Genomic DNA, 25,633 nt, shown 5'->3' with positions numbered 1-25,633 from the left:
CTAATGAAATTAGCAAGCTTTGCAGGCAAGCTCACAAATTGATAAGATAAGATTTGAACAAATGTGAAATGGAGAAGAACATAATGACTTTTACAACCAATTTATCAGAAGAAACACTAGCATTAGCTGCTAAAATAGAAGAAAAGGTACGCCCTTTTCATGCAAAGGTAGAAGACATGGCATTCTTCAATCAACAAAAAGTGCTTGCTGCGTTCCGAAAGCATCAAGTTAGTGATTATCATCTGCACCCGTCTAATGGTTATGGCTATGATGATGAGGGGCGTGACAATCTAGAACGAGTTTATGCAGAGGTCTTTGGAGCGGAGGCTGCCATTGTACGTCCGCAAATTATTTCTGGTACACATGCAATTACACTTAGCTTATTCGGAGTACTACGTCCAGGTGATGAATTACTTTATATTTCGGGTCAGCCGTATGATACATTGCAATCAATAGTTGATGGTGGCGATAAGGATACTGGCTCGTTAAAAGATTATAAAATCGGTTATAGCCATGTGGATTTAATCGATAATCAAGAGATCGATTGGGAAGGTGTTGCAGCTGCAATTACACCAAACACAAAAATGATTGCTATCCAACGTTCGAAAGGCTATGCAACACGCCCATCCTTTACCATTTCGCAAATTACAGAAATGTGTGCAAAAATCCGTGAATTAGCACCAAATGCGGTTATTTTCGTTGATAATTGCTACGGTGAATTTGTTGAGGCACAGGAACCGACCGAGGTTGGGGCTGATTTAATAGCAGGCTCGCTCATTAAAAATCCTGGCGGAGGCTTAGCGAAAATTGGTGGTTACATTGCGGGGCGTGCAGATTTAGTAGAAAAATGTGCTTATCGAATGACATCACCAGGTATTGGTGCTGAAGCAGGAGCAACATTAAATACGCTTGGTGACTTCTATCAAGGATTTTTCCTTGCACCACATGTTGTATCTCAAGCGTTAAAAGGTGCCATTTTCACAGCTGCTATGCTAGGGGAAATTGGCATGAATACATCACCAAGCTATGATGCTAATCGTACAGATTTAATTCAATCGGTTTCTTTCCAAACCGCGGAACAAATGATTGCTTTTTGCCGTGAAATTCAAGCGAACTCACCAATTAATGCGCATTATGCACCAGAACCGGCGTATATGCCTGGCTATGAGGATGATGTCATCATGGCAGCTGGAACATTCATTCAAGGTTCAAGTATTGAGCTGACAGCAGACGGTCCTATTCGTCCGCCATTTACAGCATTTATTCAAGGTGGGTTAACATACGAGCACGTAAAATTTGCAATTTGTAGTGCTGTTCAAAAAATCCAAAAATAGGTAACGAAAAACTATTCAAAACTTCCATTTTGAATAGTTTTTTTATTGATGGACGAAAAGTTGAAGGTGACCTTTGTTAAAACGTATATTAGCAGAAATCACTCCTACGTTAGGATCATAAACTTAGTTTTTTACAATTTTTCGTCAGTTCAAAAAAATTATTTTATCTCATGTTAGGAAACCTTACATGAGTGGTTGACAGTGTAAATTTTTCGTTATATTATTAGCAGGTATTGGAGGGGACTTAAATGAGTCGTGAAATTAGACGAACTATGCCGTTATTATCTATGAATATCGTAATGCAATTGACAGAGCTTTCGGCACGTCAGATTCGTTATTATGAAGAACACCATTTAATTGAGCCGCACCGAACAGAAGGCAACCGTCGAATGTTTTCATTAAATGACGTCGATACACTGCTGGAAATTAAAGATTATTTGGATCAGGGTATGAACATGGCGAAAATTAAAAAGCTGTTCGCTAAAAAGAATGAACCTGTTTCAACAGATGAACGTGATTTAAGTGACTCAGAATTACGTCACATCATGCGTGAAGAAGTGCGTCAAGCGCAGCGCATGCAAAAATCATCCATCCGACGTGGGGATTTATCTCGATTCTATTAATAAAAAGCAACATCATTCATTTCTTTATTAATAGAGTAGGGTAATAATAAAAAGCTAGACAATTTATAGGAGTGTGGAAAACTGTGGGTAAATACACTAAAGAGGACATTAAACGTCTAATCGAAGAAAAAAACGTAAGCTTTATACGTCTACAATTTACAGATATTCTTGGCACAATCAAAAACGTTGAGATTCCTGTAAGCCAACTAGACAAAGCACTAGAAAACAAAATGATGTTTGATGGCTCATCCATTGAAGGCTTCGTACGTATCGAAGAATCAGATATGTATTTATATCCTGATCTAGATTCTTTCGTAGTGTTCCCTTGGACTTCTGAAAAAGGGAAAGTAGCACGTTTCATCTGTGATGTATACACTGCTAAAGGCGAGCCATTTGCTGGTGACCCACGAAACAACTTAAAACGTATCCTTAAGAAAATGGAAGATATGGGATTCTCAAGCTTCAATTTAGGACCTGAGCCAGAATTCTTCTTATTTAAATTAGATGCAAAAGGTGAACCGACATTAGAAGTGAACGACCACGGTGGTTACTTCGACTTAGCACCAACTGATCTTGGCGAAAACTGCCGTCGTGATATCGTATTAGAGCTAGAAGAAATGGGCTTTGAAATTGAAGCGTCTCACCATGAGGTAGCTCCTGGACAACATGAAATCGACTTCAAATATGCAAACGCAATCACAGCTTGTGACAATATTCAAACGTTCAAATTAGTTGTTAAAACAATTGCACGTAAACACGGTCTACATGCTACATTCATGCCGAAGCCATTATTCGGTGAAGCGGGTTCTGGTATGCACTTTAATGTTTCGTTATTTAAAGGTAAAGAGAATGCATTCTACGATGAATCTACTGAATTAGGCCTTTCTGAAACAGCAATGCAATTCATGGCAGGTGTGCTTGGCCACGTTCAAGGCTTCACAGCTGTGACAAATCCAACAGTTAACTCTTATAAACGTCTTGTACCAGGTTATGAAGCGCCATGTTATGTAGCATGGTCAGCTCAAAACCGTTCACCACTTATCCGTATCCCATCAGCACGTGGTCTTTCAACTCGTGTAGAAGTACGCTCTGTGGACCCATCTGCTAATCCGTATTTAGCGATGGCTGTTATTTTAGAAGCTGGTCTTGAAGGGATCCGTCGAAACTTAACACCACCAGCTGCTATTAATCGAAACATCTACGTGATGTCTGATGAAGAGCGTAAAGCGAATGGTATCGCAAACTTACCACCAGCACTTGATGATGCTTTAGCATTACTTGCTAAAGATGAAGTAGCTCAAGCAGCTTTAGGTGAGCATATTTATGCAAACTTTAAAGAAGCAAAAGAAATCGAGTTTGACATGTATCGTACAACAGTACACCAATGGGAACGCGATCAATATTTAAAAATGTACTAAAAATATTAACCGAGTGCCTAGTATAGGTGCTCGGTTTTTCTTATGAAATTAAGAGATCGATAGTAAAGATAGAAATAGGTATTTTCATAGGAGTATGCTATAAAAAAATGAAGCGATGAGGTATTACTAACCTCATCGCATATTTTTTAATAGCCCATATGATGATGACCCATATGATGATCCATAGGATGGCACATATGATGACCCATATGATGATGGCCCATGTGATGGTGCCCCATATGATGATGTCCCATATGATGATGTGGCATATGGCAAGGCTCAGGTGGCATCTCGCAAAGTGTATGAGTTTCGCAACATTCTTCCACTACACATTCAGTGCAAGGGAAATGATATTGATGATCAATTATATGTTTGTTAACTGTTGTAATATGTGCTGGTTGTACATGAGGTACGACCGTATGGATGTAATTAGTGCGTACATATTCCTCTGGTGGACAACAATGTGGTTGTTCAAATTGAGTTGGGCAATGCTGCGGTGGACAACAATGTGGACCTGCGTGATGATGATGATGATGCATACGTCTATGCATGGTAAAACCTCCTGTTTTGATAAGTTGTGGTTCATAATTAACATATGAGATGAAAGACAGTATGGTCTATTTGTATGCCTATTAAGGGCTAGTTAAATCTCTTAGGCAATCAAAATAGGTATGATTAATGGAGAGTTTCACCAAGCTTTAACTTCTCTCAGCGGATGTTTAGACACCTGCTGAGAGAAGTTAAAGCCTCCGGATGCAATTATGCAAGGCTTAATTGATCTTTGTCGAAAGATAATGATACTAAGAAGAAGTGTGGATAATTAGAAGAGAATTATAACAATAACAAATTTTTATGGATTGAATAAAAATGCATTTTGTTGTAGAATTAACCGATGTATTGTTGGTTTATGATATTTTATAGCTATGACTTAATGAATAGAGATTTTGCATTGCGGATGTTAATTATAAAAAAGTATGTTTGGGCATTCCTTTATTACTTTTTAGAGGGATGTTTTTTTATTTTATCCGTATTCTATCTTTATCTCGCATTAACGACAGTAATTGATCTGTATCAAAAGCGAAGTGTCAGGTACAAGAATCCCGCATCGAAATTCAGCGAAAGTAAAGAATATAGGTGGGAGATTAACGGCTCGTAAATGCCTGAGAGGTAAAGATTAATGATCAGTGAGGAATCAAGAAATTCCCGCTGATTAAAGTATAGATATACATTTCTTGGTGGTTTAAAAGGACATAACTAACAAGCTTGATGTATAAAACTTCGAAAAAACCTAGAGAAATGAGGCTTTAAATGATGAAAAAATATCCTTTTTCTACATACTTTTTCTTCATAATTCCGTCTCTTATTGGTGTCCTGTTATTTATGACACCAGTCTTAACGGAAGATGGATGGAAAGTTCCAATTGCTATTTTAGCAAATTTACTAGCAGGTTTTGTTGCTCCGGTTATTAGTTATTTTACTATAATTATATTCGCGATTTCGGCAATTGGTTCACTTATTGCCAAATTTATTCCACGAAATAATTCAAAAGAGCCTAGTATTTTAGAGACATTATTTTATGTAAATTGGTTTTGGACAATTATAAGAGTCATTGGTTTAGTATTTGCCTCAATGGTTGTCTTTGATTTTGGACCATCGGCGATTAATAATGAAAATACTGGTGGATTATTAATGAACCCAGACGATGGTTTAGTAACATTTTTATTCACGATTTTCTTATTTGCAGGCATTCTATTACCATTTTTAACAAACTTCGGCCTGCTTGAATTTTTCGGAACGATGATGGTAAAAATCATGCGTCCTCTCTTTAAAAGCCCTGGTCGCTCATCGGTTGATGCACTTACATCGTGGGTTGGAGATGGAACAATTGGTGTTCTTATGACGAGTAAGCAATATGAAATGGGGAACTACACGAAAAAAGAGTCTGCCATTATTGCAACGAGCTTTTCGGTAGTATCCATCACATTCTGCATCGTAGTGTTAGATACAGTGCATTTGTCACGCTATTTTATTCCATATTACTTAACGGTTGTCCTTTGTGGTCTTGTATTAGCGATAGTAATGCCACGAATTTTCCCACTTTCTAACAAAGAAGATACTTATATCGACGGTACACCAGTAGATCCATCACGTGAGGAATTACCAGAAGGCTATAATTCTGTGTCTCATGGCTTAGAAAATGCTTTAGCCGTTGCGCACGCCAATCGTGACCCACGCCAATTTTTGAAAGATGGAACTAGAAATGTCTTGGATTTATGGGTTGGTGTAGCACCGATTGTTATGGCATTTGGTACGGTTGCTCTAATGCTTGCTGAATTCACTAATATTTTTGCATTTTTAGGAAAGCCGTTTGAACCTATTTTAACAGTACTTGGTTTACCAGAAGCAGCTGAGGCAGCACAAACGATGGTTGTTGGCTTTGCTGACATGTTCCTACCTTCAATTTTAGGGGCAGGAATTGAGGCTGACTCTACTCGATTTGTAATTGCTGTCGTTTCTGTGACACAGCTTATTTATATGTCTGAAGTCGGTGGACTTATTTTAGGTACAAAGATTCCACTTAAATTTTTAGATCTAATTGTAATTTTCTTAATACGTACGATTATTTCACTACCAATCGCAGCATTAGTTGCACATATACTCTTTTAGACTAAAAAGGCAATTGTTCGAATTTACTAACGCGAACAATTGCTTTTTTCTTTATCTAAATGCGTGTTAAAAGAATAAATTGAATAGAATACAACTTGACACATAATTTCATTGAGTTGGGAAAAACTACACTTAAAGTGATACTGAGGTGATAAAATGGACAGAATTTTTTCTCTCTGCTTAAGTTCCTGTTATTTATTATTTTCTCAACCAAGTGATGCCTATATCAATGATTCGCTCAGTCCTTATGAAGAAATTTATCCTGAAATAGGCTATAAAACGGTTGAAGCAGCTGCCTCCGATTTTGAACGGCACTATCATCAAGGGCTAAAGCTACCACTTCGAGTACCTTCTATTAGTTTTACACATCATTTTGGTCGGTTTAATGATCTTGATGGTGACATGAACGATTTTTTTGAAGCGACATTTATTAATCATCAACTTCCTGAGCATCATTATAAAATAACGGTTCGACCTATTCAGTTTAAGTATCCATCTAAAAAAGAAAATATAGTAAAGACATACAAGTTGAAAAACGGAACGACTTCAAATTATATGGAAATTTCAGGTTTCAATGTACTTGCATTTAAAAGAGAAGATTGGCAATATATGCTGTGGATTGATAAAAGGGTTTCAAATAAGGTAACACCTGAAGTTTTAGTTGACATAGCCAATTCTATTGACTACACAACGCAAGAGGATGAACATGGATAATATAAAAATGCCAAGACCTTTACTTCAAGATGTGATTTTACTCAATAAACTTAAAAACATCGAAAAAGCATTGGCTATTGATTTCCCAATGCTTTTTATTTGGTGTTACAAATTATATAAAATTAGGCGATACTTTTTAATGGTATTTGACAAAAACATCTAGCAATAAGGCCTTCTCCTACTTGTTAAGTCAAATGCTCATACTTTTTATATACCATACACTTTTTCATCTATAATTTGATAATCATAGCCTTTGAGAGGTATTTTTGAATTAATATGAATGATTACTCCAAATATTAGGGAGATTAACCCCCATATCAAACAAATAAAGTGTACGTATACACTTGGGATGGAATAGATGAACGCCATACTGAGGCACACACCCACCATCACCATAATGAAATATAGATACTCTAGATGAACCCAACAAAGAATGATTAAATGTGTGGCGTTAATAATGCAAAGGATTGGCAATATCTTTGTCGAATCTAATTGATTAACTAATAACAGTACTGGAAAACAACAAACAGTTATCGCTGAAGCAAATCCGACCAATGATGTATACTGGCTTGGATTTGCTTTCATTTTCAACAATTTATAAAATAGGCTTCCTATTATCGGGACTAATAAACCACCCCATATGTAAACCTTGGTTAATAAAGTTTCATCAAGAACGTAAGTTAATGCAAATGCCAACAGCCAATATATAGAACCAGCTATGAGCATAAAACCACCGCCGCGATATTGCTGTATAAAATCGAACCTATCCCTATGAACCATAACATTATTAGGTACAAATGGTATCCTCATATTATTGTCTCCTTCTTAAAGTAATATAAATTCTCATAGTATAACAGCTTATAGTTATCGTAATAAACAGCATTGCCGAAATGCTTCTAGAATTATGCTGCTGGATTGACCGAAGCATTTCGGATTGCCATTGTTATGATTGAGTAAAGTAATATACTAAAAATTAATAAACTACTTAATAAAGTAAAGGTAGATATATTTGATAGTAGGTCAAACAAAGAAGAATACCACTTGAAGATAATTGTAACAATGGGAATTAAGACTAGTAACCCGATAAAACTGTAACCACCAACAGTTCCTAAGCGATAAAAGACAACATTCAATAAAAGACCAGCTGTTAGGAAGAAGAGCAGTAAAACAGTATCCAATGCCATCGTTTGTAAAAATGATGGGGAATTATTAAAAAATAAAATAGGATGAATAATGAATATGTTAGAAACGAAAGTAATTATTTTTTGTGTACAACCAATTATGAAGGCACCTACTAAGCTCCAGTAAATGAAAAAGAGCCCCACATTGAACATAAATTGCAAGCGACATAAACCAAGCCTTAAAAAATAAGACAAGGTTTTATTTAGTAACTTTGCTGCCATGACACTGGAAAAGATATAAACAGGTATAGAAATCATGATGAAAAAAGAATACATATGAAGTTCAAAAAAAGTATCTATGAAAAGCGAAAATAGGACGATTGAAAATAAAATGCACCAAAAAGTTATAATTTGTTTTTTATAGCTTTGAAATAATACATACAAACTACCCTTTACTGTATTCATTTAATAGCCCTCGCTTTCTGCTGTTTACTTAAATACACCAACATATCCTGTAATGAAACACGTTCAAGCATAATATTCTGTCCTTCAATGGATTGACCATCAGCGAATACAATTGCAGTTAGCTCCTGCATAAATGTATGTTTGTAAATAACTTCTAGACCACGTATTGCTTGCTCGACATCAGAAGCACTACCTTTTACTGCAACAATATGCTCATGCCATTCTTCGGATGTTTTCTGAAGCAGTAATTGTCCTTCGTGTAAAATAAGTATTTCTTCAAATAGCTTACTTGCCTCATCAATTAAATGTGTAGACAAAATAAAAAGTCTTGGATTTTCGGTTTGTTGTTCAATCAATAAATCATAAAAAGTATTTCTGGCAGCTACATCAAGTCCTATATATGGTTCATCGAAGATCGTAATATCTGCATTACTCGCAAAACCTGTAATTATGCCTAACGCAGACACCATTCCTTTTGATAAACTGCGAACCTTATCTTTTGGATTTAGAGCAAAAACTTCTAGTAGCTCCGTTGCAAGATTCTCATCCCATTTTGGATAAAAGAAGCTATTCGCCTTTAACGTTTGTGCAATGCTCATTTCCTCTTGAAAGTTTCCACTCTCTGCAACAAAACAAATATCACGTAGAGTTAAAGGTACATTAAATACATTTTCTCCATTAACAGTGATGTTCCCGTTAGTTGTAGCAATGAGTCCTGATAATAAATTTAAGAATGTAGTTTTGCCAGCGCCATTATGGCCCAAAAACCCAATGATTTTAGGTCCTTCAATTGTAAAAGAGATATTTTTTAAAGCTTCCTTATGTCTATATGATTTACTAACATTTCTCACTTCAATTTTCATACGTTAACTCCTTTGTAACATATTTTGTAATTCTACATCTGAAATACCTAATCTTATTGCTTCTTTCTTTAATGGCTCTATATGTTGATTAAAAAAATTTTCTCTACGCTCCGCAATTAATATTTCGCGAGCGTCAGCACTAACAAACATGCCGACGCCTCTTTTTTTATAAATTACGCCTTTGTCCACTAATTCGTTCACGCCCTTTCCAGCTGTTGCGGGATTAATTTGATATTCCTTTGCAAACTCATTTGTAGATGGAATGCGATCTTCTGGTTGTAGGTGGCCATCTAAAATCCCATCCTCTATTCGTTCGCGTATTTGCTGGAAAATGGGCTTTTCGCTATTTAAAGAGTGAATTACAATCCACCTCCTTGTGTTAACTGGTTAATTACTTATGTAACTAACCATATAACGATAGGATATTTTTGTCAATGCCAAATTATGAAAAATTTAGTTGACGGAATGCATTCATTAAGTTAATATTACTAGCGAATAAGAAAGAGGTTCATAGCGCATACCCTCTATAAAAAACTATGGATGACGTCATTTACGCCATATCCCAAAAATGCGGATATGGCGTTTTTTTTTATTAGATTTAATGCGTAATGGACTTCTCACAACTTGAGGAGGCATTTTTATGGCAGGAAGAAATGAAGAACAAGGATTACAGGATTTAACCCTACTTGGTAACCAAAACACAAAGTATTTATTTGAATACTCTCCGGAGATACTTGAGGCAGTTGACAATTTACATACGAAAAATGATTTCTTTGTGAAATTTAATTGCCCAGAATTCACGAGCCTATGTCCTATGACAGGGCAGCCTGATTTTGCGACAATGTATATATCTTTTATTCCAGATAAAAAACTAGTAGAGAGTAAATCTTTAAAGCTCTATTTATTTAGCTTCCGTAATCACGGGGATTTCCATGAGGATTGTGTTAACATCATCATGAATGATTTAATTAAGCTGATCGAGCCACGCTATATTGAAGTATGGGGCAAGTTTACGCCACGTGGTGGCCTATCCATTGATCCATGGTGTAACTATGGTCGCCCGGGCACAAAATATGAAAAAATGGCGGAGCATCGTTTGATGAACCACGATTTGTATCCTGAAAAGGTAGATAATCGCTGATGCTTTACTATTTAAATGGATTGTTTGTAGGGTTTTTAATTTTAGCAAATGTTTTAGCTGTTAAAGTGTTTAGTATAGGCGAATGGATAATGCTTCCCGCAGCAGCGATTTTAATTATTTTTACGTATCCTCTTATTGATGTAATTTGTGAAGTATATGGCAAGGAAGCGGGCGGTCGCACGGTAAGAACAGGGCTTATGGCACAGGTGTTTGCGGCATGCTTTATCGCGATTGCCATTGCACTACCACCTGCAGAAGCCTTTGGTCATCAACAGGAGTTTGAGACAATTCTCGGCGGCAGTATGCGCGTCATTATTGCAAGTCTTATAGCCTATACGGTCAGTGTTAATTTGGATGTAGTGATATTTAATAAATTTAAGGAAAAGCATGGAAATGGTAAGCTTTGGCTTCGAAACAATGCTTCTACGATGTTAAGCCAACTCATCGATACGGCATTATTTATTGCGATAGCCTTTTATGGAATAATGCCAATTAAAGTGTTACTGACATTATTTATAACACAGTATTTGTTTAAATTTTTTGCGTCCATTGTAGCAACACCACTTGTTTATGGGTTAGTTTTCGTTGCGCGAAGATTTGATAAACGTAAAGGCTTTGAACCATCTCATTATTGAGATGATTCAAAGTGATGAAAAACAAAAATGGGGATATAAGACGTGTTGTGTCGCTTACACTTCGTAACTCTCTGCTTTAGCAATAACAGCGCCCAGTCGGAACGAAAATCAACCCCTCGTTTTGCCGAAGAGCTATACTTAATTTCATTAACATAATAGATTTTCAACAACTCGAAGCCATCTCATTCCTGAGGTGGCTTTTTAATGTATACTTTGCGAAAACTAGCGTTGCAAATTTGTACTTCATAATATTTGTGGTATAAAAATCCCTCTTATTCTACGTTTATAGCTCCATTTTTGCATATGTGCAGTAATGCGGCGGAGCATATACTGTGTATGAGAAGGGAGGAGGTGAGTATATATGAGAATTAACTGGATGATCCGTTTTCAGCATAAACCATTTTTACTTGCGCTATTTTCGTTGATTTTATTACTCGCACAACAAGTAGCAGCTATTTTTGGCTACGATTTAACGAGTGCAATGAGTGATCAGGCAATGACCATCTTAAATATCGTATTATCAATTTTCGTTTTATTAGGAGTTGTTGTAGATCCAACAACGCGGGGAACCAGTGATAGTCAACGTGCTTTAATGTATCGAAGACCTAGATAAACAGGGGAGTAAAAATAAATCAAAAGTGTAATTTTACAATAAGGATAAATATGTTATAATGTTAAAAAATTGATAATGCAGGGAGGATGATTGAATGTCGCTTGAAATGGAGCGGAGGGTTGCCACGCTCGAGCAGGAAATGATGGATCTACGGCAGGAATTAGAGGGCTTAAAGCGTCAGCAATCTGTTGCTAAAACAAGTACATTGGACGCCAGAAAATCCATTATTGAACAATCTACGCCAAAACTAGCACAAAACCTAAAGCCAAATTCAAACTTGGAACCAAAGCCAAAAACAATGCCAGCCCCAGAAAAAAAGATGGAGCCACAGCGAACGTTGGAAGAGCGTATTATGTGGGCACTTCCAAAAGTATTTATGGTAATTTTAGTGATGGGGGTGCTTTGGGGCCTTAAGCTTGTGAGTGATTATGGCTATTTATCGAACGAGGTTAAAATCATCCTCGCCTACGCATTATCGCTTGCTTTAGCAGCAACAGCTTATGTGTTGGAGCATAAAAAAATAGGATCCTCAGCCATCACGATATCTTTATACGGTGGGGCGTTTATTGTTGGCATATTAACTACAGCGGCTAGTGCGATATTGTATGAAATCATCGGTTTAACGATGGCATTTGTTATTGCCGTCGTTTATATCGGATACGGTATTGCTATTAGCTATTTAAAGAAAAACGAAGTACTAACAATATTTGTAGCGTTTACCTCGTTATTACTACCTTATTTACTAGAATATATGGATTTTAGTCCTATAATTATTTTAATCTATGTGGTTACCCTATTTACGATGCTGCAATTTGTCATTCATCAACACAAGCAGAAATTGGCGCTCTATATAGCAACCTTTTTCTCAGTGCTAGCGGTCAGCATTATAGCGTTTATGAATCATGACAATCGAGCTGTTTTTGCAATAGGTTTCCTTGTTGTTTTATCTATTTTTTACACGAGTTGGTGCCGTTTATATAATGCAGAGTCTAAATTGAAATATATTCACGTTGGACTTCAATTTAGCCTAGGAGCCTTTAGTTTATTGCTCTTGAACTTTATCATTAGTCCTATTGAATATAGTGAAGCACTATTACTCATATTAGTTTTCTTGTTTGCAGCTTTAGCGGGTTATGGCTATAAGCAAAAATGGCAGGAGGCATTTGATAGTGCCGTAACACTCGCATTTATTACACTATGTAATACGCTACTAGTTATGAATTTCCCGGAGAAAGTAGATCATTTGCTCATCCCGTTCATTACCTTTGCAGGCGTAATGATGAGTTTACGATTACGAGTTAGTATGATGAAGGTTGTCAGCTCATTTTCATTTATGATTACACTCGCTTTAAGTTTTATAATTCATGAGCCAACACCATTCTTCAGCATAGACCATATTAGCTTGATTATGCCGGGAATATATCTCCTAATTATTTATCTATATGCAAGACGTCCAAAAGAGACACAGACTGCATTTGAAAAGGTAATGAAGGAACTATATGTGATTGATTTTTTAGCAGTAATAACGACTGGTTATTTCTTAGCTTATATCGGAAAGCTGGATGGAACGTACTTTGCAGGTGCTGGTAATATTCCGCATCTAATGTGTATGATCCTCGCTTTACTTTTCGTGGGATCACTTTTAGTACCAACAAAATACAAAGGGCGCGCATTAACGCCAGTCCTTAGTGTATTTTTCATTCTCTTCACAATAATGCTTGAAATAATTCCGTACAATATGCAAGGTGTTGAGTGGTTAAATATAGTAACAAGAATCGTATATATTGCTGTTATCGTAGCAATTATGATCGATTTACTGATGAAAGGGCGCATTTATCAAAGCTATCAAGAGCAAATAGAGAAACTTCTTGATCCAATTGTAAGTGCAGGTGTGGTGCTTACGATGATATCTGTTTGGGGTCTCATATCCCAACTTTCCTACAACAGTTTGCTTGATTGGAAGCTAAGCATCGCCTTCTCAACGATTACATTATTCCTGACAGCAAGTATCTCGCTTTGGCTTAGCAATGTGCGCAACTTACGAACATTACGCATAACAGGTTTTATCATCTTAGTTATTGCGTTTATTAAGCTTATATTCTTTGATTTGTCCGCGTTAGACTTACTAATTCGAGCTGTCCTGTTTATTACAATTGGTGGGATTGGGTTGCTGTTGTCGGGTAGGTTGTTGAGGAAATGAATAAATTATTTAGACACTAAGTATGTTTTCACAAAAAACGTTTACCTTAATTTGGGGTAAACGTTTTTTTTACATCGTATTGCTTTTTATTGTAATTTGAACGTAGTTCGCTTTACATATTATTGGGAATGGAAAATTTTGAAAAATATATATATTCATATGAAGAAGTGGTCTTGTAAATATTGTTTATATATGGAATAGTGTAATTATCATAAAATAGTATTTAATTAAATAACTAGGAAACTTTAGTTACTGTAAGCACTGTTATTATAGTGTTTAAGACTAATAGACTTTTATTGATATCTTATATAAATAAAAGTATTATCGGCAGAAGGAGGGCGGAAATGAAGCGTAAAAATAGAGAATTATTTAACAGTCAAGGGGGATTCACTTTAATTGAGGTTATTGCTTCTTTAGTTATAATAACTATCATCTTATTATCCTTTTTTGGCTTACTCATTCAATCGAATAAAACAGGAAAAAGCTCTGAACAAATTATTGATGCAACCTATTTAGCGCAAAAGGAAATGGAGAAAATGTATAACTACTTCAAATCCACCAAAATCGAAACTTGGGAATCTGATTTTCCATACGAAAAGGATGAAGAGAAATCGAGCGGTAATACAACTCAGTATAAAGTAACACCCGTAAATGCTAAAAATAAGGAAATCATAATAGTGAAAGCTGAAGATATGTCGCCGGAAAAAACAGTTAGGATTACTATCGAAGTCTATGATTCAAGAGGGAAGATATTAAAAGCAAAAGTGCAAAATATCTTTAGCTTATAAGGAAAGAGGTGGTGCGTATGTCTAAATTTCATAATGAGAGAGGCGTGACCTTACTAGAAGTTTTGGCTGTTACCATAATAGTTACGCTCGTTTCTATTGTTCTAATGTCGATCTTAACGAATGGGATGAATACTAGCGATAAACAAATGAAATCGAGTGTACAATTATCTGATGCAACCTATATTTTGAAAGTTGTCACTAAAGATACTCGTAAGTCTACAGAAATTATTACGAAAGACTTTGATGATTGTACAGAATATATATTAACGAATAATCAAAATAATCAAAAATATAACTACGTATTTCATCGAAATAATCAGACAATTGCAAGGGATGATGAAATAATTGCAGTGAATGTACTTGATTTTAAAATTAAAGATAAACGGAGTCATATAATTATTGATATTACAACGCCAAATAATAAGCCCTTTTCATCAACTATATATTTCAGAGGAGGTAGCTAGATGTTTAAATATCTAAAACAAGAAAATGGGTATTCGTTACTTTTAGCAATTTTGGCAATTGCTTTACTATCAGTTCTTGGAATTATGCTTTTAACACTTACTGCAAATTCATTAAAGATTTCTACTAGTGAGCGAGATGACCAATCTGTATTTTTCATTGCAGAAGGTGGTTTAAACAGTACAAAAAGCAAAGTAGAACAATTAGCTAAAATTACATATGATCAAAATAGAAAGGATTTCAATAAGCTACCTCTTGATAAAAGAAAGCCGGAAAAATTTAAGTTAGATTTTATAGATGCATTTGAAAGTAGCTTAAAAAAAATCTTTGAAGAGAATACTCAATCATCATATACTGCTACAGTCACCTTTGATGAACAATTTAAAGAAAAGCCTATTGCGAATGTAACAATTGTTCAAGAAAATACAGAACCTTTGCAATATAAAATAACATCTGTTGGTTATATTGGAAAGAAAACAAGAACCGTAGTGCAAACAATTACATTTAATTTAGGAAGTGGAACGGAAACTGGCCCTACTTTTTCAAATGCCGCTGCTATCCACGCTATTGAAAACATCGAACTTGGGGGCGGTAAGTTTAATGGGGATGTTGTATCTGAAAGTGGGAATATTGATATTACACAAGATGAAACAAAAATTAATGGAAAAATTGGAACAACTTCAGATAAGTTTTCAAAACCAGACTGGATCAATATTACAAATGAGATTATAGGGAATGTTGCATTTCCTGAAGATATATTACCACCTTTCCCAGATAATCAATTTACTAATTTAAGCACAAGACCCTATACGAATTCAATACAAGTTACAATCGATGGGGAGCAAAGACAACTCTCATTAGATAAAAATTCAATTAAGATTGATGGGGATAGAAAGATAAATGGTACTCCAAATTTCAGTGGTATTCTTCCGATTTCTCAGGATATGTACGTAAAGACGCTTATGGTTGCTTCGAATAATACATTAACGATTGATGTCGGTAATTCAGACAAAAATTTATTTATAGATAACTTTGACTTCTCTCAAGGTCATTTAAATATTATAGGAAGTGGTAAATTAACTTTGTACATAAAGAATGCTTTTGATTTAGAGGGGGATTCAAGTATGAATAATACAGGGGACATAGGCCAATTAAGTATATATTATGCAGGCACTTCGTCGATGAATTTTACTGGTAATACAAGAACAAAAGCCTCTATATATGCTAAATCAGCCAATATAGAAATTGATGGTTCTGGTAGTGTACAAGGAAATATATATGCAGGTGGAACAAATATCACTATTGAAGGAGGGTCTTATAATCACAACTTATATATATATGCCCCTAACGCAAGAGTCTTATTGGGGGGATCAGGAACAGTTATAGGCGGAATAATGGCTCATACAGTAAAGACTAGTGGAGATCCAGCTGTTACTTACAAACAGAAAACGATTGAAGATACAATATCAAATGGTGGCTTAATTTTTGAAGAAAATAACAATTTAACAATTTCTAATGGTATGCTTGAAGTAGACTAAATATCACGTATAAATAAACGCGCATTAAGCCTAACTGTATAGCTTTTAAAAAACTTATACTCTTCGATTTGTCAGGACTGTTCTTGAGGAAATATTGGAAAAGGGTTGTTTAAAATGACTGTGTGAAATCAGACTTTCTAAACAACCCTTATTTTAATAACGATTAATTGTCTCGGGTTCGTTCAATTCAGTAATAAATTCTTCTTCTTCATCACGTTTAAAGGATGTGTATTGAGCTATTAAATTTTCGTCATAGGTTATTTTCAATCTGGAATTCCTTTTAGGTACTTCAACACCATTTGTAATAACGGTTTCTTTTTGGTTTTTAGAGCTTTCATAAGTATAGTTTTGACTATTACCACGTACTGCAGTTAGAATTGTTCGTCTTGCTGAAATTCCTCCATACAAGTTAATATTCGAGCCAACGCCATACATAATCATATTTTGTTTTGAATAGAAAAAGCCTTTAAGCATACTAGGCGTAGCACTATCAACAGAAATATTACTAATTGAAATGTCCCCTGTTGCGAAAATAAAGAGGGTGCTATTTGAATTTATTCCATTTAAAGTACTATCCTTAATATCAACGTTACCATTTACATATAGCATGGCATCGCTACGTAAATTAGTATTGTTTACAATGAAATCTCCATTAATAAAATAGGTGCCCGACAAATTTAAGGTTTTTCCACTTCCATTAATATTAAAATTTCCTCTATCGAGGGTTTTCTTGCATCCAAATAAACCCCAAGTATTACATTCTTCTTTTTCTCCATGTATGAAAATGATATTGTCTCTATTAAATTTAGATGTTTCGTGATTTGTGTTCGAGACACTTAAGCCAGTAGGATAGTTTTTATTATAATTTTTATTTGTATACAAAGGTATAACTTTCTCTGTTATTTCAAGATTATCTCCTGGTAGGCTTTTTGTTACAAGGGATACATTTTTCGTTAAAAACAAACGATTCTGTAATTCGCTTTTTGTAGCAGGATTTGAAGGGGTGAATTTTATATATTTAGAACCGTTTAAATAGTTTGTATTGCCAGATATGTGTGAAGGATAATCAACAGTATTATTTACATAATATATATTTTTTTCTGATTCCCTCATAATTATTTTTGGGGTAACACTTTTAGAGTCTGGAATTATTCTGGGAAAAACGCTATCTGGCCATTGTGCAATATTATTTTTTAGCCAATGGGCTTTTTCAGAGATAATTAAATGACCATCTGTTTTAATATCTCCCTGAATTTCAACACCACCATGTAAATAAAGATTCCCCTCGTCATTCGTTGAAACAGCGTAGCGTAATTGATCTGGAATTGCATCTGTACCGATAATAATCTGTGAATATGTAATATGCTCTTTACTATTTACTTTTCCAGTACTTTTAAATGTTACTAGGCGTTTATAACGATCCTTCTCTTCATTTGAAATTAGTTCTACTTTCTCGATGCAGACGTTTGTTTGATTAGCATTTTCTGCAGGGATGTTAATGCCTTGCGAGCAACTTAGCTTTGTAGCAGTCAAGGTAGTAACGAGGAAGGTTTCGAATGCAGTCTTTCCCATTGGTTTATCTTTAATTTCTTTTTTTAGAACAGCTTGAATATCATTAACGGCATAGTCTATCCCTTTATCTGATAAATCTTGAGCTTGTACTACTTCCTCTCGAGTGTTGTTTTTTGTAATACCGCTTGACGTTAAAGTGATAAGACTCAAACCGAGTATAGTGAAGATGATGATGACTGCAAATGTTATTAACAATGAATAGCCATTTTCATTTTGCCGGAAAATTTTCATATGACAATCTCCTTTATTTAAACTATTTTGAGCTTACAATAGGTTGAATCTGATTTTTAAATTCCATAGTTTTTGTTTGGTCATTACCTGAACGTTTTTTTATAATCTCAAGCTTTAAATTGATTGTGTAAATGGATTCAACTGCAGGGTTTCCTATTATTTCTGAATTTTTAGAAATTTCAATGTTGCTGTTTTGAACTTTATATTTCTCCTTTTTAAAATAGATATAGGTAGTGCTATTTTCAGTTTTAAATCCTATAGGCTCAAGAGTCTTTTCGCATTCGCTAGTAATAGTCCATTTACCATCATCGTTTTTTTTACATTTAGACAGATCATTGGTTACTTCAATATATTGATTACTGATATTCCTTACAATATGACTTTGGTTTGTTGTATAGAGGGTTTTAATAAATTTACTTATGATTATATCTGCTTCATCTCTAAGCATAGTTTCTTGTTGAATATTTTGATTAGTTTCTAAAGTTTTCACAAGGATTGAAAAGATAAGGGTGGAGACGATTGCTAGAATAACAATCGTTGCGAGTAATTCAATTAGTGTTAAACCATTTTGATTCTTAATATATTTATTCAATTGAAACATATCCTTCCGACGAGCCTTTTGTTTTTCCATTTTGAGAAGTTACTGTTACAACTACTTTTATTAGATTTAAATCTTTTTCTGTGAAATCTGAATTTACATATTTATTAGAATTTTGACTAGGGGTATATGTAATTGTATATGTTTTTCCGTTTAAATCTATCTCGAGAGGTGGGTTTTTCTTTTTGGCATCTGGTGGTTCACCGGTATCTTTAAAATAATCATTTAAGTCTTTTGTAGCTATTTTGGTAAGTGGGTCAGATTTTAATTTAGCTAATGCAGCATCGGCTAAATTTACAGTGACTAATTTTTCGGTATTTACTGTGGCTGTTTTATTAGTAGATATAAATATTTGGGCAAAGGATATGAGAATAATGGATATTAATACAAGTGATGCAACTACTTCGATTAAAGAAAATCCTCTCTGTGATTTTATCAACATAAAAAACTAACCTCCGATCTAATAGTTTTTTTTATCTAGAAAAGTTGATTTAATAGGCTTGATTCGGAAATATGTAGGTAAATATAACCTCATTATATAGGGTGTTTACCTTATTGACAATGTATTATTAATGATTTTAATTACACATTAATAATTTTTAGTTCATAAAATTTTAACTTTTTTTAGTTAAAAAGACTCATTAAATAATATCTAGTATGCTGTATGGTAAAAATATGAATAAAAAGTAATGGAGATATATGAGTAATTAGGCATTTTATTTTTGGGTATATTTGTAAAGGTGGTAAGGCTATGAAATTACATTTGAAGATAGGTTCAGCAGTAGCTGTTCTAATCATTTTATTAACAGTCTGGGTACCAAATTTAATTATTGATAGAGTATTAGCTAAAGGTGATGAATCTACAATCGGTGGAATATCAGTTAAGGACTTAGAAGATGATGCTATTGAAAATGCTTTACGAGAGGCCATAAATACTTGGCAAGAGGCTCCTATCGATGTAGAAGGTGCTAAGGTTATGATTTCACTTGACCCTAAACTGTTTGTATTTGATGTAGAGAGTACGATGGCTGAATATCATAGTTTAACTGACAGGTCTTGGCTTGCTTTCTGGAAGCAAAGACAAGTAGTACATATACCCTTACATGTGGTAGTTGATGATCAAGTGAAGAAACAGCTTGAGGCTACTGGTGTATGGGAAGTTGAAAAGACTTTAAATACGATTATCACCGAAGCTTCCAATTTAAAAAGTCACGAAGTCGCTGCAACAGTTGCAGATACTCATTTAATAGAATCGGAGCGTTTAGCTCTATCAATTGAGGAAATCCCTACAAATGCAAGGGGTGTTGATAAATTAGCGAATTTGTTAAATGAATCTATTGTTTTACCGAATGAACCGTTTTCTTTTTTAGCAATGATAGAAGAAAAATATGAAGAATCAGATAGTGAAGCGATTAATTTCGTAGCCTCTATGCTTTATCATGTTGCTCTTCAAACCGATTATGAGATTTCAGAGAGACATTCCCAAGGAGAGAAGCCAAATTATTTACAGCAAGGTTTGGATGCGAGGGTAAATCGAGCGTTAGATAAGGATCTGCAATTTATAAACCATTCGGATCAACCGAATAAATTAAAACTCACAGTAGAAGGCGATTCTTTAAAAATGGAATTACTAGCTCAAAAGAAAGAAAAAGAAATCTCAGTTCGCGTTAGTAAAGATAAAATCATTCAACCTAGAGTGATTACTCGTTATTCTAAAGATTTACCAATAGGTAGGGAAGAAGTTATTCAAAAAGGTCAAGAAGGCGTACGGGTCGAAGTTTATCGCTCGATTTCAGAAAATGGTAGCACTACGGATGAACTTGTTAGCCGTGACTATTATCCACCAGTTAATAAAATTATTGTGAAATCGTCAAGACAGCCCGTTGTTACTGAAAATAGTAGCGGAAACTCCGACTCGAGTGATCCAGACTTACAAATGGATTTAGACGGAGATGGATTACCGGATACACAATCTGAAAATAAAAAATCCGGCAATAATGCGAAAACGAATAAAGATACATCTACAGATAGTACAAATACTTCAACAGACCCGAATGACCCTGAAATTGTATACGGCTACTACGATAAAGGTGGGAATTTTATACAAACTAGCCCGTAAAGAGAGGAGCAAACGCGAATGGTCGTAAAAACTGGACGAAAACGCTTAGGTGATTTACTTGTCGAATCTGGTGTTATTACAAATGTGCAATTAGAATTTGCTCTTACAAATAAAACAAAAGAAGAGAAATTAGGAGATTTTCTTATAAAAGAAAATATTCTAACCGAACAACAGTTAATCGAAGTACTAGAGTTTCAGCTAGGAATTCCACATATTCATTTGAATCAATATTCAATCAGCCCAGATTTGCTTCAACTAGTTCCGGCTGAACTCGCTAAACGAACAAATATTATTCCGATTCGTCGTGAAAAAAATAAACTGTTCATAGCGATGGCTGACCCGATGGATTATTTTGCAATTGAAGAAGTACGTATGGCGACGGGCTGCCAAATCGAAACAAGTATTGCGGCTAAGGATGATTTATATCGTACGCTAACGAAATACTATGATCTGCAAGAATCTATGGATGCTGCATTGCTCGATATAGGTGCGACAGTTGCTGAAACTCAGGAGGAAATTGAACGAGAGGATTCTCCAATTGTTCGCCTAGTTAACCAGATCATCGCAAACGGAGTTGCCCAACGTGCGAGCGATATCCACTTTGACCCACAGGAGACGGAGTTAAGGGTTCGTTATCGAGTGGATGGCGTTTTGAGAACAGAGCGCTCGTTACCGAAACATATGCAAAATATAGTGTTAGCACGTATTAAGATTATGGGGAATTTAAATATTACGGAAAATCGAATTCCTCAAGATGGACGTATTAAAACGAATGTTAATTTCAGGCCAGTAGATATTCGACTTTCGACACTTCCAACTGTTTATGGAGAAAAAGTGGTAATGCGTATTTTAGACTTAAGTAGTGTTGCCAATTCTATTGATAAGCTTGGTTTTACAGAGCAAAACGAGGTCCTTTTCCGAAACATGATTGCCAATCCGAATGGGATTCTGCTCATTACCGGCCCTACAGGATCAGGGAAATCATCAACATTATATGCTGCCTTAACTAACTTGAATGAAGAGGGTGTCAACATTATTACAGTTGAGGATCCGGTTGAATATCAGCTTGATGGGATAAACCAAATTCAAGTGAAAGAAGAAGTAGGCTTAACTTTTGCCACTGGATTGCGTTCAATTTTGCGCCAGGATCCAGATATTGTAATGATAGGTGAAGTTAGGGATTTCGAAACGGCGCAAATAGCAGTACGTGCTTCGTTAACAGGGCATTTAGTCTTAAGTACTTTACATACAAATAGTGCAGTCGAGTCGATTTCTCGACTTCAGGATATGGGGGTAGAGCCATTTTTATTATCCTCCTCACTTGTAGGAATTATGGCACAGCGCTTAGTACGACGAATTTGTCGAGATTGTGGAGAAGATTATACTTTTACTAACCATGAATTAGAAATAATGCGTAATAACGGCATTGAAGGTTTCACACATGGTAGACGCGGAAGAGGCTGCCCTTCGTGTAATCAAACAGGGTATCGTGGACGGATGGCTATTCATGAAATTTTACCAATCGACCGCAATATTAAAGAAATGATTTTAAGTCGAAGTAGCGATAGTGTGATCCGTGATTATATGAAACAAGAAGGCTATTACACATTACTAGTAGATGGGTTGTTAAAAGTAGTAGAAGGACTAACAACTACTTCAGAAGTATTGCGTGTAGCAAATGTAGATTAGGATGTGAATTGTTCATGACAACATGTAGAAATATTGATGAGCTATTAACGCGTGCATTTGAAGTAAAAGCGTCTGACCTTCATTTAACTAATGGGATCCCGCCTGTTTATCGTATCCATGGACAACTAGAACATTATGGGAGTGAATTACTAAATTCCGAAGAATTACATACTATGGTGAAAACTATTTTACCTGAGCATAAATTACAAGAATTTCACGATAAAGGGGAAACTGATTTCAACTATTCATTGCCCGGGAAATGTCGTTTTCGTGTAAATGCATATCATCAACGCAATGAAGTGACAATAGCTGCCCGTTTAATAGAAGCAAAAATTCCTTCCATTGAATCGTTAAATATGCCACAGGTACTGTATCAATTAGCAGAAAAACCACAGGGACTTATTTTAGTGACTGGTCCAACAGGTTCGGGAAAATCTACAACGCTTGCTGCAATGATTGATCATATTAATGAAACAAAATCAAAGCATATTATCACGCTTGAGGACCCGATTGAATATTTACATACACACAAAAAGTCAATTATCAATCAACGTGAAGTAGGGGTTGATACTCAGAGCTTTTCCAATGGTTTGCGTGCTGCTCTTCGTCAGGACCCCGACATTATTTTAGTAGGTGAGATGCGGGACTATGAAACGATTTCAACAGCCATTACAGCGGCAGAAACGGGCCATTTAGTGATGGCGACATTACATACAAGTAGTGCTCCGACTACGATTGATCGTATTATAGATGTTTTTCCACCACATCAGCAAGGACAAATTCGTGTACAACTAGCAAATGTTTTAGTGGGCATTATTTCACAGCGTTTATTTGTACGTAAGGATGCCAAGGGACGTATTGCTGCAACTGAAATATTAGTACAAGCACCATCTATATCAAATTTAATTCGAAATGAAAAAGTTCACCAAATTCCTACTGTTATGCAGACGAGTAAAGCTTTAGGTATGCATACTTTGGAATCTTCTATGCAGCAGCTAATAGCAATGGGGAAAATTTCTTTGGAAGACGCAAGGCCTTATATGAATGCGGGGGATTATAATTGACCGTTTTTCGATATAGTGGACGCACAAAAACTGGTGCACACAAAAAAGGAATCATTGACGCGACTAACAAAAAAGTAGCACTTGAAAAATTAAGAGCACAAGGTATTAATGCTCGTGAACTTGAAGAGTCTAAAAGCATTTTACACAGAGACTTAAATATTGGCGGTAAAGTAAAGCACCAGGATTTCGTTATTTACTGTCGCCAATATGCAACACTAATCCGTGCTGGAGTTTCAATTGTAGAGGCAACACATATTTTAAGTGGTCAAACGAAAAGTAAAGCATTGAAAAAAGCGTTAGAACAAGTGGAAGAGGATATACGTGGGGGGACAGCGTTTTCAGACGCAGCGGCCAAACATCCAAAGGTTTTTCCTGTAATGTTTGTTAATATGATGCGTTCAGGTGAGGCAACAGGGAATATCGATGAGACTTTAGAGCGTTTAGCAGGGACACTGGAAAAACAATTTAAAATTAAGAAGAAAGTACAATCAGCATTGGCATATCCGGCTATTTTATCGGTGCTGACAATCGCAGTAGGTATGTTTCTAATGGTATTTATCGTTCCGACATTTATGGCTACTTTTAATGAAATGGACATAGAAATGCCGATCTTAACTGTCATTGTTGTCAGTATTTCGGATTGGTTAATAGCATACTGGTATTTTGCAATTGGGATTCTCTTATTATCCATTCTTCTATTTAGATTTTTCTATAAAAATAATAAGCAATTTCATTACAATGTAAATTATGTATTATTAAGAATGCCTGTATTTGGTATTTTAATGCAAAAAAATGTAATTGCTCGTATGACTAGAACCTTATCTTCTTTGTTCAGTAGTTCAGTGCCAATTCTACAGGCACTTACAATTGTCGAAAAGGTTGTAGGGAATCCAGTTGTAGGGAAAGTTGTACTGGAGGCAAGAGATAACCTAGAAAAAGGCGGTACCTTATCTGAGCCATTAGAAAAAAGTTGGCTATTTCCTCCGTTAGTAACCCAAATGACATCTATCGGGGAAAAAACAGGTTCTCTTGATTATATGCTCGAGAAGATCGCCGATTTCTATGAGGATGAGGTAGATCGTTCCGTTGATACATTAAAATCGCTCATTGAACCATTGATGATACTAGTTTTAGCAGCGGTTGTTGGTGTAATTGTCGCAGCAATTTTCCTACCAATGTTCGCATTATACGAAAATATGTAAGCGTACTAACTTTAAAGGGGGTGGTATAGAAAAGACTGCAGTAGTAATAGGTGTACATGTTTTCGGACTAATCATAACAATTTATAAGGAGGAACAGTGATGTTCAAAAAAATCTTAAACAAAAAATTATTAAAAAATCAAAAAGGTTTAACGCTTATCGAGTTATTAGCTGTAATTGTTATCCTAGCAATAATTGCAGCTATAGCAATTCCTGCGATTGGGAATATTATTAATAATTCTCGAGACAAAGCAATAATTTCAGAGGGATTAAATATTATCTCAGGAGCAAAAATTGCTAAAATGGATGGCGTTTGTGATGGTACTGCAACTAACCCTTGTGATCAAACAAAAATAGCAGATTATGTAGATGGAGTTACTGGAGGAGCTAGTGTAGCATATTCAGTCACTTATGATGGAAAAGAATGGAAATTAGCATCATTCAATAAATTCGATAAAATTAAGGGAACTAAATATCAAATAAAAGATACTGAAAAAACAGAGGAAAAATTGAAAGAAAAACTAGAGGGTAAGTAACCCTCCCAACCTACTCAGAAGCGCAGTTTAATTTACGCTTCT

26 protein-coding genes are annotated in these 25,633 nt (G+C 35.3%); 18 read left to right on the top strand and 8 right to left on the bottom strand.

Annotation, left to right across the window (positions count from 1 at the left end; all coding sequences use genetic code 11):
* Nucleotides 1-83: 83 nt before the first annotated feature.
* The 3 genes from ACMZ42_RS05715 to glnA all read left to right on the top strand — a co-directional run bounded on the left by ACMZ42_RS05715 (nt 84) and on the right by glnA (nt 3,375).
* Entirely contained in the window at nt 84-1,334 is a 1,251-nt protein-coding gene (locus ACMZ42_RS05715) for an aminotransferase class I/II-fold pyridoxal phosphate-dependent enzyme (protein ID WP_415730875.1), read from the top strand.
* Between the two features lie 248 nt (nt 1,335-1,582).
* Nucleotides 1,583-1,957: a MerR family transcriptional regulator gene (locus tag ACMZ42_RS05710; protein ID WP_370042727.1), complete on the top strand. Its 375-nt coding sequence runs from the start codon at nt 1,583-1,585 to the stop codon at nt 1,955-1,957.
* A gap of 83 nt (nt 1,958-2,040) precedes the next feature.
* On the top strand, nt 2,041-3,375 hold the full coding sequence (gene glnA / locus ACMZ42_RS05705) for a type I glutamate--ammonia ligase (RefSeq protein WP_370075106.1): 1,335 nt from the start codon (nt 2,041-2,043) through the stop codon (nt 3,373-3,375).
* A 146-nt stretch (nt 3,376-3,521) separates the two neighbouring features.
* Here glnA and ACMZ42_RS05700 read toward each other — a convergent pair whose 3' ends face one another.
* Nucleotides 3,522-3,926: a hypothetical protein gene (locus tag ACMZ42_RS05700; protein ID WP_402868004.1), complete on the bottom strand. Its 405-nt coding sequence runs from the start codon at nt 3,924-3,926 to the stop codon at nt 3,522-3,524.
* 760 nt (nt 3,927-4,686) lie between these two features.
* Here ACMZ42_RS05700 and ACMZ42_RS05695 point away from each other — a divergent pair.
* From ACMZ42_RS05695 to ACMZ42_RS05685, 3 genes are all read left to right on the top strand, one after another.
* Nucleotides 4,687-6,042, top strand: a complete 1,356-nt coding sequence (locus ACMZ42_RS05695; protein WP_415730941.1) for a YjiH family protein — start codon at nt 4,687-4,689, stop codon at nt 6,040-6,042.
* Nucleotides 6,043-6,198: 156 nt separating this feature from the next.
* On the top strand, nt 6,199-6,756 hold the full coding sequence (locus ACMZ42_RS05690) for a hypothetical protein (protein ID WP_415730874.1): 558 nt from the start codon (nt 6,199-6,201) through the stop codon (nt 6,754-6,756).
* The gene (locus ACMZ42_RS05685; RefSeq protein WP_415730873.1) at nt 6,749-6,919 is read left to right on the top strand and encodes a hypothetical protein; all 171 of its coding nucleotides are present in this window, start codon (nt 6,749-6,751) and stop codon (nt 6,917-6,919) included. Before ACMZ42_RS05690 ends, ACMZ42_RS05685 begins: the two co-directional genes overlap by 8 nt.
* A 44-nt stretch (nt 6,920-6,963) precedes the next feature.
* Here ACMZ42_RS05685 and ACMZ42_RS05680 read toward each other — a convergent pair whose 3' ends face one another.
* The 4 genes from ACMZ42_RS05680 to ACMZ42_RS05665 all read right to left on the bottom strand — a co-directional run bounded on the left by ACMZ42_RS05680 (nt 6,964) and on the right by ACMZ42_RS05665 (nt 9,526).
* Nucleotides 6,964-7,566, bottom strand: a complete 603-nt coding sequence (locus tag ACMZ42_RS05680; protein ID WP_370075103.1) for a DUF7010 family protein — start codon at nt 7,564-7,566, stop codon at nt 6,964-6,966.
* 92 nt (nt 7,567-7,658) lie between these two features.
* Nucleotides 7,659-8,342, bottom strand: a complete 684-nt coding sequence (locus ACMZ42_RS05675) for a hypothetical protein (RefSeq protein ID WP_415730872.1) — start codon at nt 8,340-8,342, stop codon at nt 7,659-7,661.
* Nucleotides 8,339-9,205, bottom strand: a complete 867-nt coding sequence (locus tag ACMZ42_RS05670; protein ID WP_415730871.1) for an ABC transporter ATP-binding protein — start codon at nt 9,203-9,205, stop codon at nt 8,339-8,341. Before ACMZ42_RS05670 ends, ACMZ42_RS05675 begins: the two co-directional genes overlap by 4 nt.
* 3 nt (nt 9,206-9,208) lie before the next feature.
* On the bottom strand, nt 9,209-9,526 hold the full coding sequence (locus ACMZ42_RS05665) for a GntR family transcriptional regulator (protein ID WP_415730940.1): 318 nt from the start codon (nt 9,524-9,526) through the stop codon (nt 9,209-9,211).
* Between the two features lie 319 nt (nt 9,527-9,845).
* Between ACMZ42_RS05665 and queF the strand changes: the two genes are divergently transcribed.
* From queF to ACMZ42_RS05630, 7 genes are all read left to right on the top strand, one after another.
* Nucleotides 9,846-10,346, top strand: a complete 501-nt coding sequence (queF, locus tag ACMZ42_RS05660; protein WP_370075100.1) for a preQ(1) synthase — start codon at nt 9,846-9,848, stop codon at nt 10,344-10,346.
* A complete protein-coding gene (locus ACMZ42_RS05655; RefSeq protein WP_415730870.1) occupies nt 10,346-10,981 on the top strand; it encodes a queuosine precursor transporter in 636 nt (211 codons plus the stop codon). Before queF ends, ACMZ42_RS05655 begins: the two co-directional genes overlap by 1 nt.
* 361 nt (nt 10,982-11,342) lie before the next feature.
* Entirely contained in the window at nt 11,343-11,594 is a 252-nt protein-coding gene (locus tag ACMZ42_RS05650; RefSeq protein WP_370075099.1) for a phage holin, read from the top strand.
* Between the two features lie 94 nt (nt 11,595-11,688).
* Complete coding sequence (locus ACMZ42_RS05645; protein WP_415730869.1) at nt 11,689-13,794, top strand: DUF2339 domain-containing protein; 2,106 nt, start codon at nt 11,689-11,691, stop codon at nt 13,792-13,794.
* Nucleotides 13,795-14,138: 344 nt separating this feature from the next.
* Entirely contained in the window at nt 14,139-14,582 is a 444-nt protein-coding gene (locus ACMZ42_RS05640; RefSeq protein ID WP_370075097.1) for a prepilin-type N-terminal cleavage/methylation domain-containing protein, read from the top strand.
* Between the two features lie 44 nt (nt 14,583-14,626).
* Nucleotides 14,627-15,046 carry a hypothetical protein gene (locus ACMZ42_RS05635; RefSeq protein WP_370075096.1) on the top strand — a complete coding sequence of 140 codons (420 nt, stop codon included), beginning with the start codon at nt 14,627-14,629 and terminating at the stop codon, nt 15,044-15,046.
* Nucleotides 15,047-16,582 carry a hypothetical protein gene (locus ACMZ42_RS05630; RefSeq protein ID WP_415730868.1) on the top strand — a complete coding sequence of 512 codons (1,536 nt, stop codon included), beginning with the start codon at nt 15,047-15,049 and terminating at the stop codon, nt 16,580-16,582.
* Between the two features lie 153 nt (nt 16,583-16,735).
* On the opposite strand, the gene ACMZ42_RS05625 is transcribed toward ACMZ42_RS05630, so the two are convergent.
* From ACMZ42_RS05625 to ACMZ42_RS05615, 3 genes are read right to left on the bottom strand one after another with little or no spacing between them, the layout of a single operon-like run.
* Nucleotides 16,736-18,385 carry a hypothetical protein gene (locus ACMZ42_RS05625; protein ID WP_370075094.1) on the bottom strand — a complete coding sequence of 550 codons (1,650 nt, stop codon included), beginning with the start codon at nt 18,383-18,385 and terminating at the stop codon, nt 16,736-16,738.
* A 22-nt stretch (nt 18,386-18,407) separates the two neighbouring features.
* Nucleotides 18,408-18,977, bottom strand: a complete 570-nt coding sequence (locus tag ACMZ42_RS05620) for a type II secretion system protein J (protein ID WP_415730867.1) — start codon at nt 18,975-18,977, stop codon at nt 18,408-18,410.
* Complete coding sequence (locus ACMZ42_RS05615) at nt 18,970-19,425, bottom strand: type IV pilus modification PilV family protein (protein WP_415730866.1); 456 nt, start codon at nt 19,423-19,425, stop codon at nt 18,970-18,972. The genes ACMZ42_RS05620 and ACMZ42_RS05615 overlap by 8 nt, the downstream gene beginning before the upstream one ends.
* Nucleotides 19,426-19,734: 309 nt before the next feature.
* Between ACMZ42_RS05615 and ACMZ42_RS05610 the strand changes: the two genes are divergently transcribed.
* The 5 genes from ACMZ42_RS05610 (at nt 19,735) to ACMZ42_RS05590 (ending at nt 25,591) form a co-directional block, all read left to right on the top strand.
* Complete coding sequence (locus ACMZ42_RS05610; RefSeq protein ID WP_415730865.1) at nt 19,735-21,102, top strand: VanW family protein; 1,368 nt, start codon at nt 19,735-19,737, stop codon at nt 21,100-21,102.
* A gap of 18 nt (nt 21,103-21,120) precedes the next feature.
* The gene (locus ACMZ42_RS05605; RefSeq protein ID WP_415730864.1) at nt 21,121-22,791 is read left to right on the top strand and encodes a GspE/PulE family protein; all 1,671 of its coding nucleotides are present in this window, start codon (nt 21,121-21,123) and stop codon (nt 22,789-22,791) included.
* A gap of 14 nt (nt 22,792-22,805) precedes the next feature.
* Nucleotides 22,806-23,855: a type IV pilus twitching motility protein PilT gene (locus tag ACMZ42_RS05600; RefSeq protein ID WP_415730863.1), complete on the top strand. Its 1,050-nt coding sequence runs from the start codon at nt 22,806-22,808 to the stop codon at nt 23,853-23,855.
* A complete protein-coding gene (locus ACMZ42_RS05595) occupies nt 23,852-25,057 on the top strand; it encodes a type II secretion system F family protein (protein WP_415730862.1) in 1,206 nt (401 codons plus the stop codon). Before ACMZ42_RS05600 ends, ACMZ42_RS05595 begins: the two co-directional genes overlap by 4 nt.
* Before the next feature lie 99 nt (nt 25,058-25,156).
* Nucleotides 25,157-25,591 carry a prepilin-type N-terminal cleavage/methylation domain-containing protein gene (locus ACMZ42_RS05590; protein ID WP_415730861.1) on the top strand — a complete coding sequence of 145 codons (435 nt, stop codon included), beginning with the start codon at nt 25,157-25,159 and terminating at the stop codon, nt 25,589-25,591.
* Nucleotides 25,592-25,633 lie beyond the last annotated feature (42 nt).

Origin of the sequence: Lysinibacillus sp. NPDC056185 (assembly GCF_047737915.1) — a bacterium.
GTDB lineage: Bacteria > Bacillota > Bacilli > Bacillales_A > Planococcaceae > Lysinibacillus.
The sequence above is the reverse complement of the archived record's forward strand: the minus strand, read 5'-3'. Positions and strand labels throughout refer to the sequence as shown.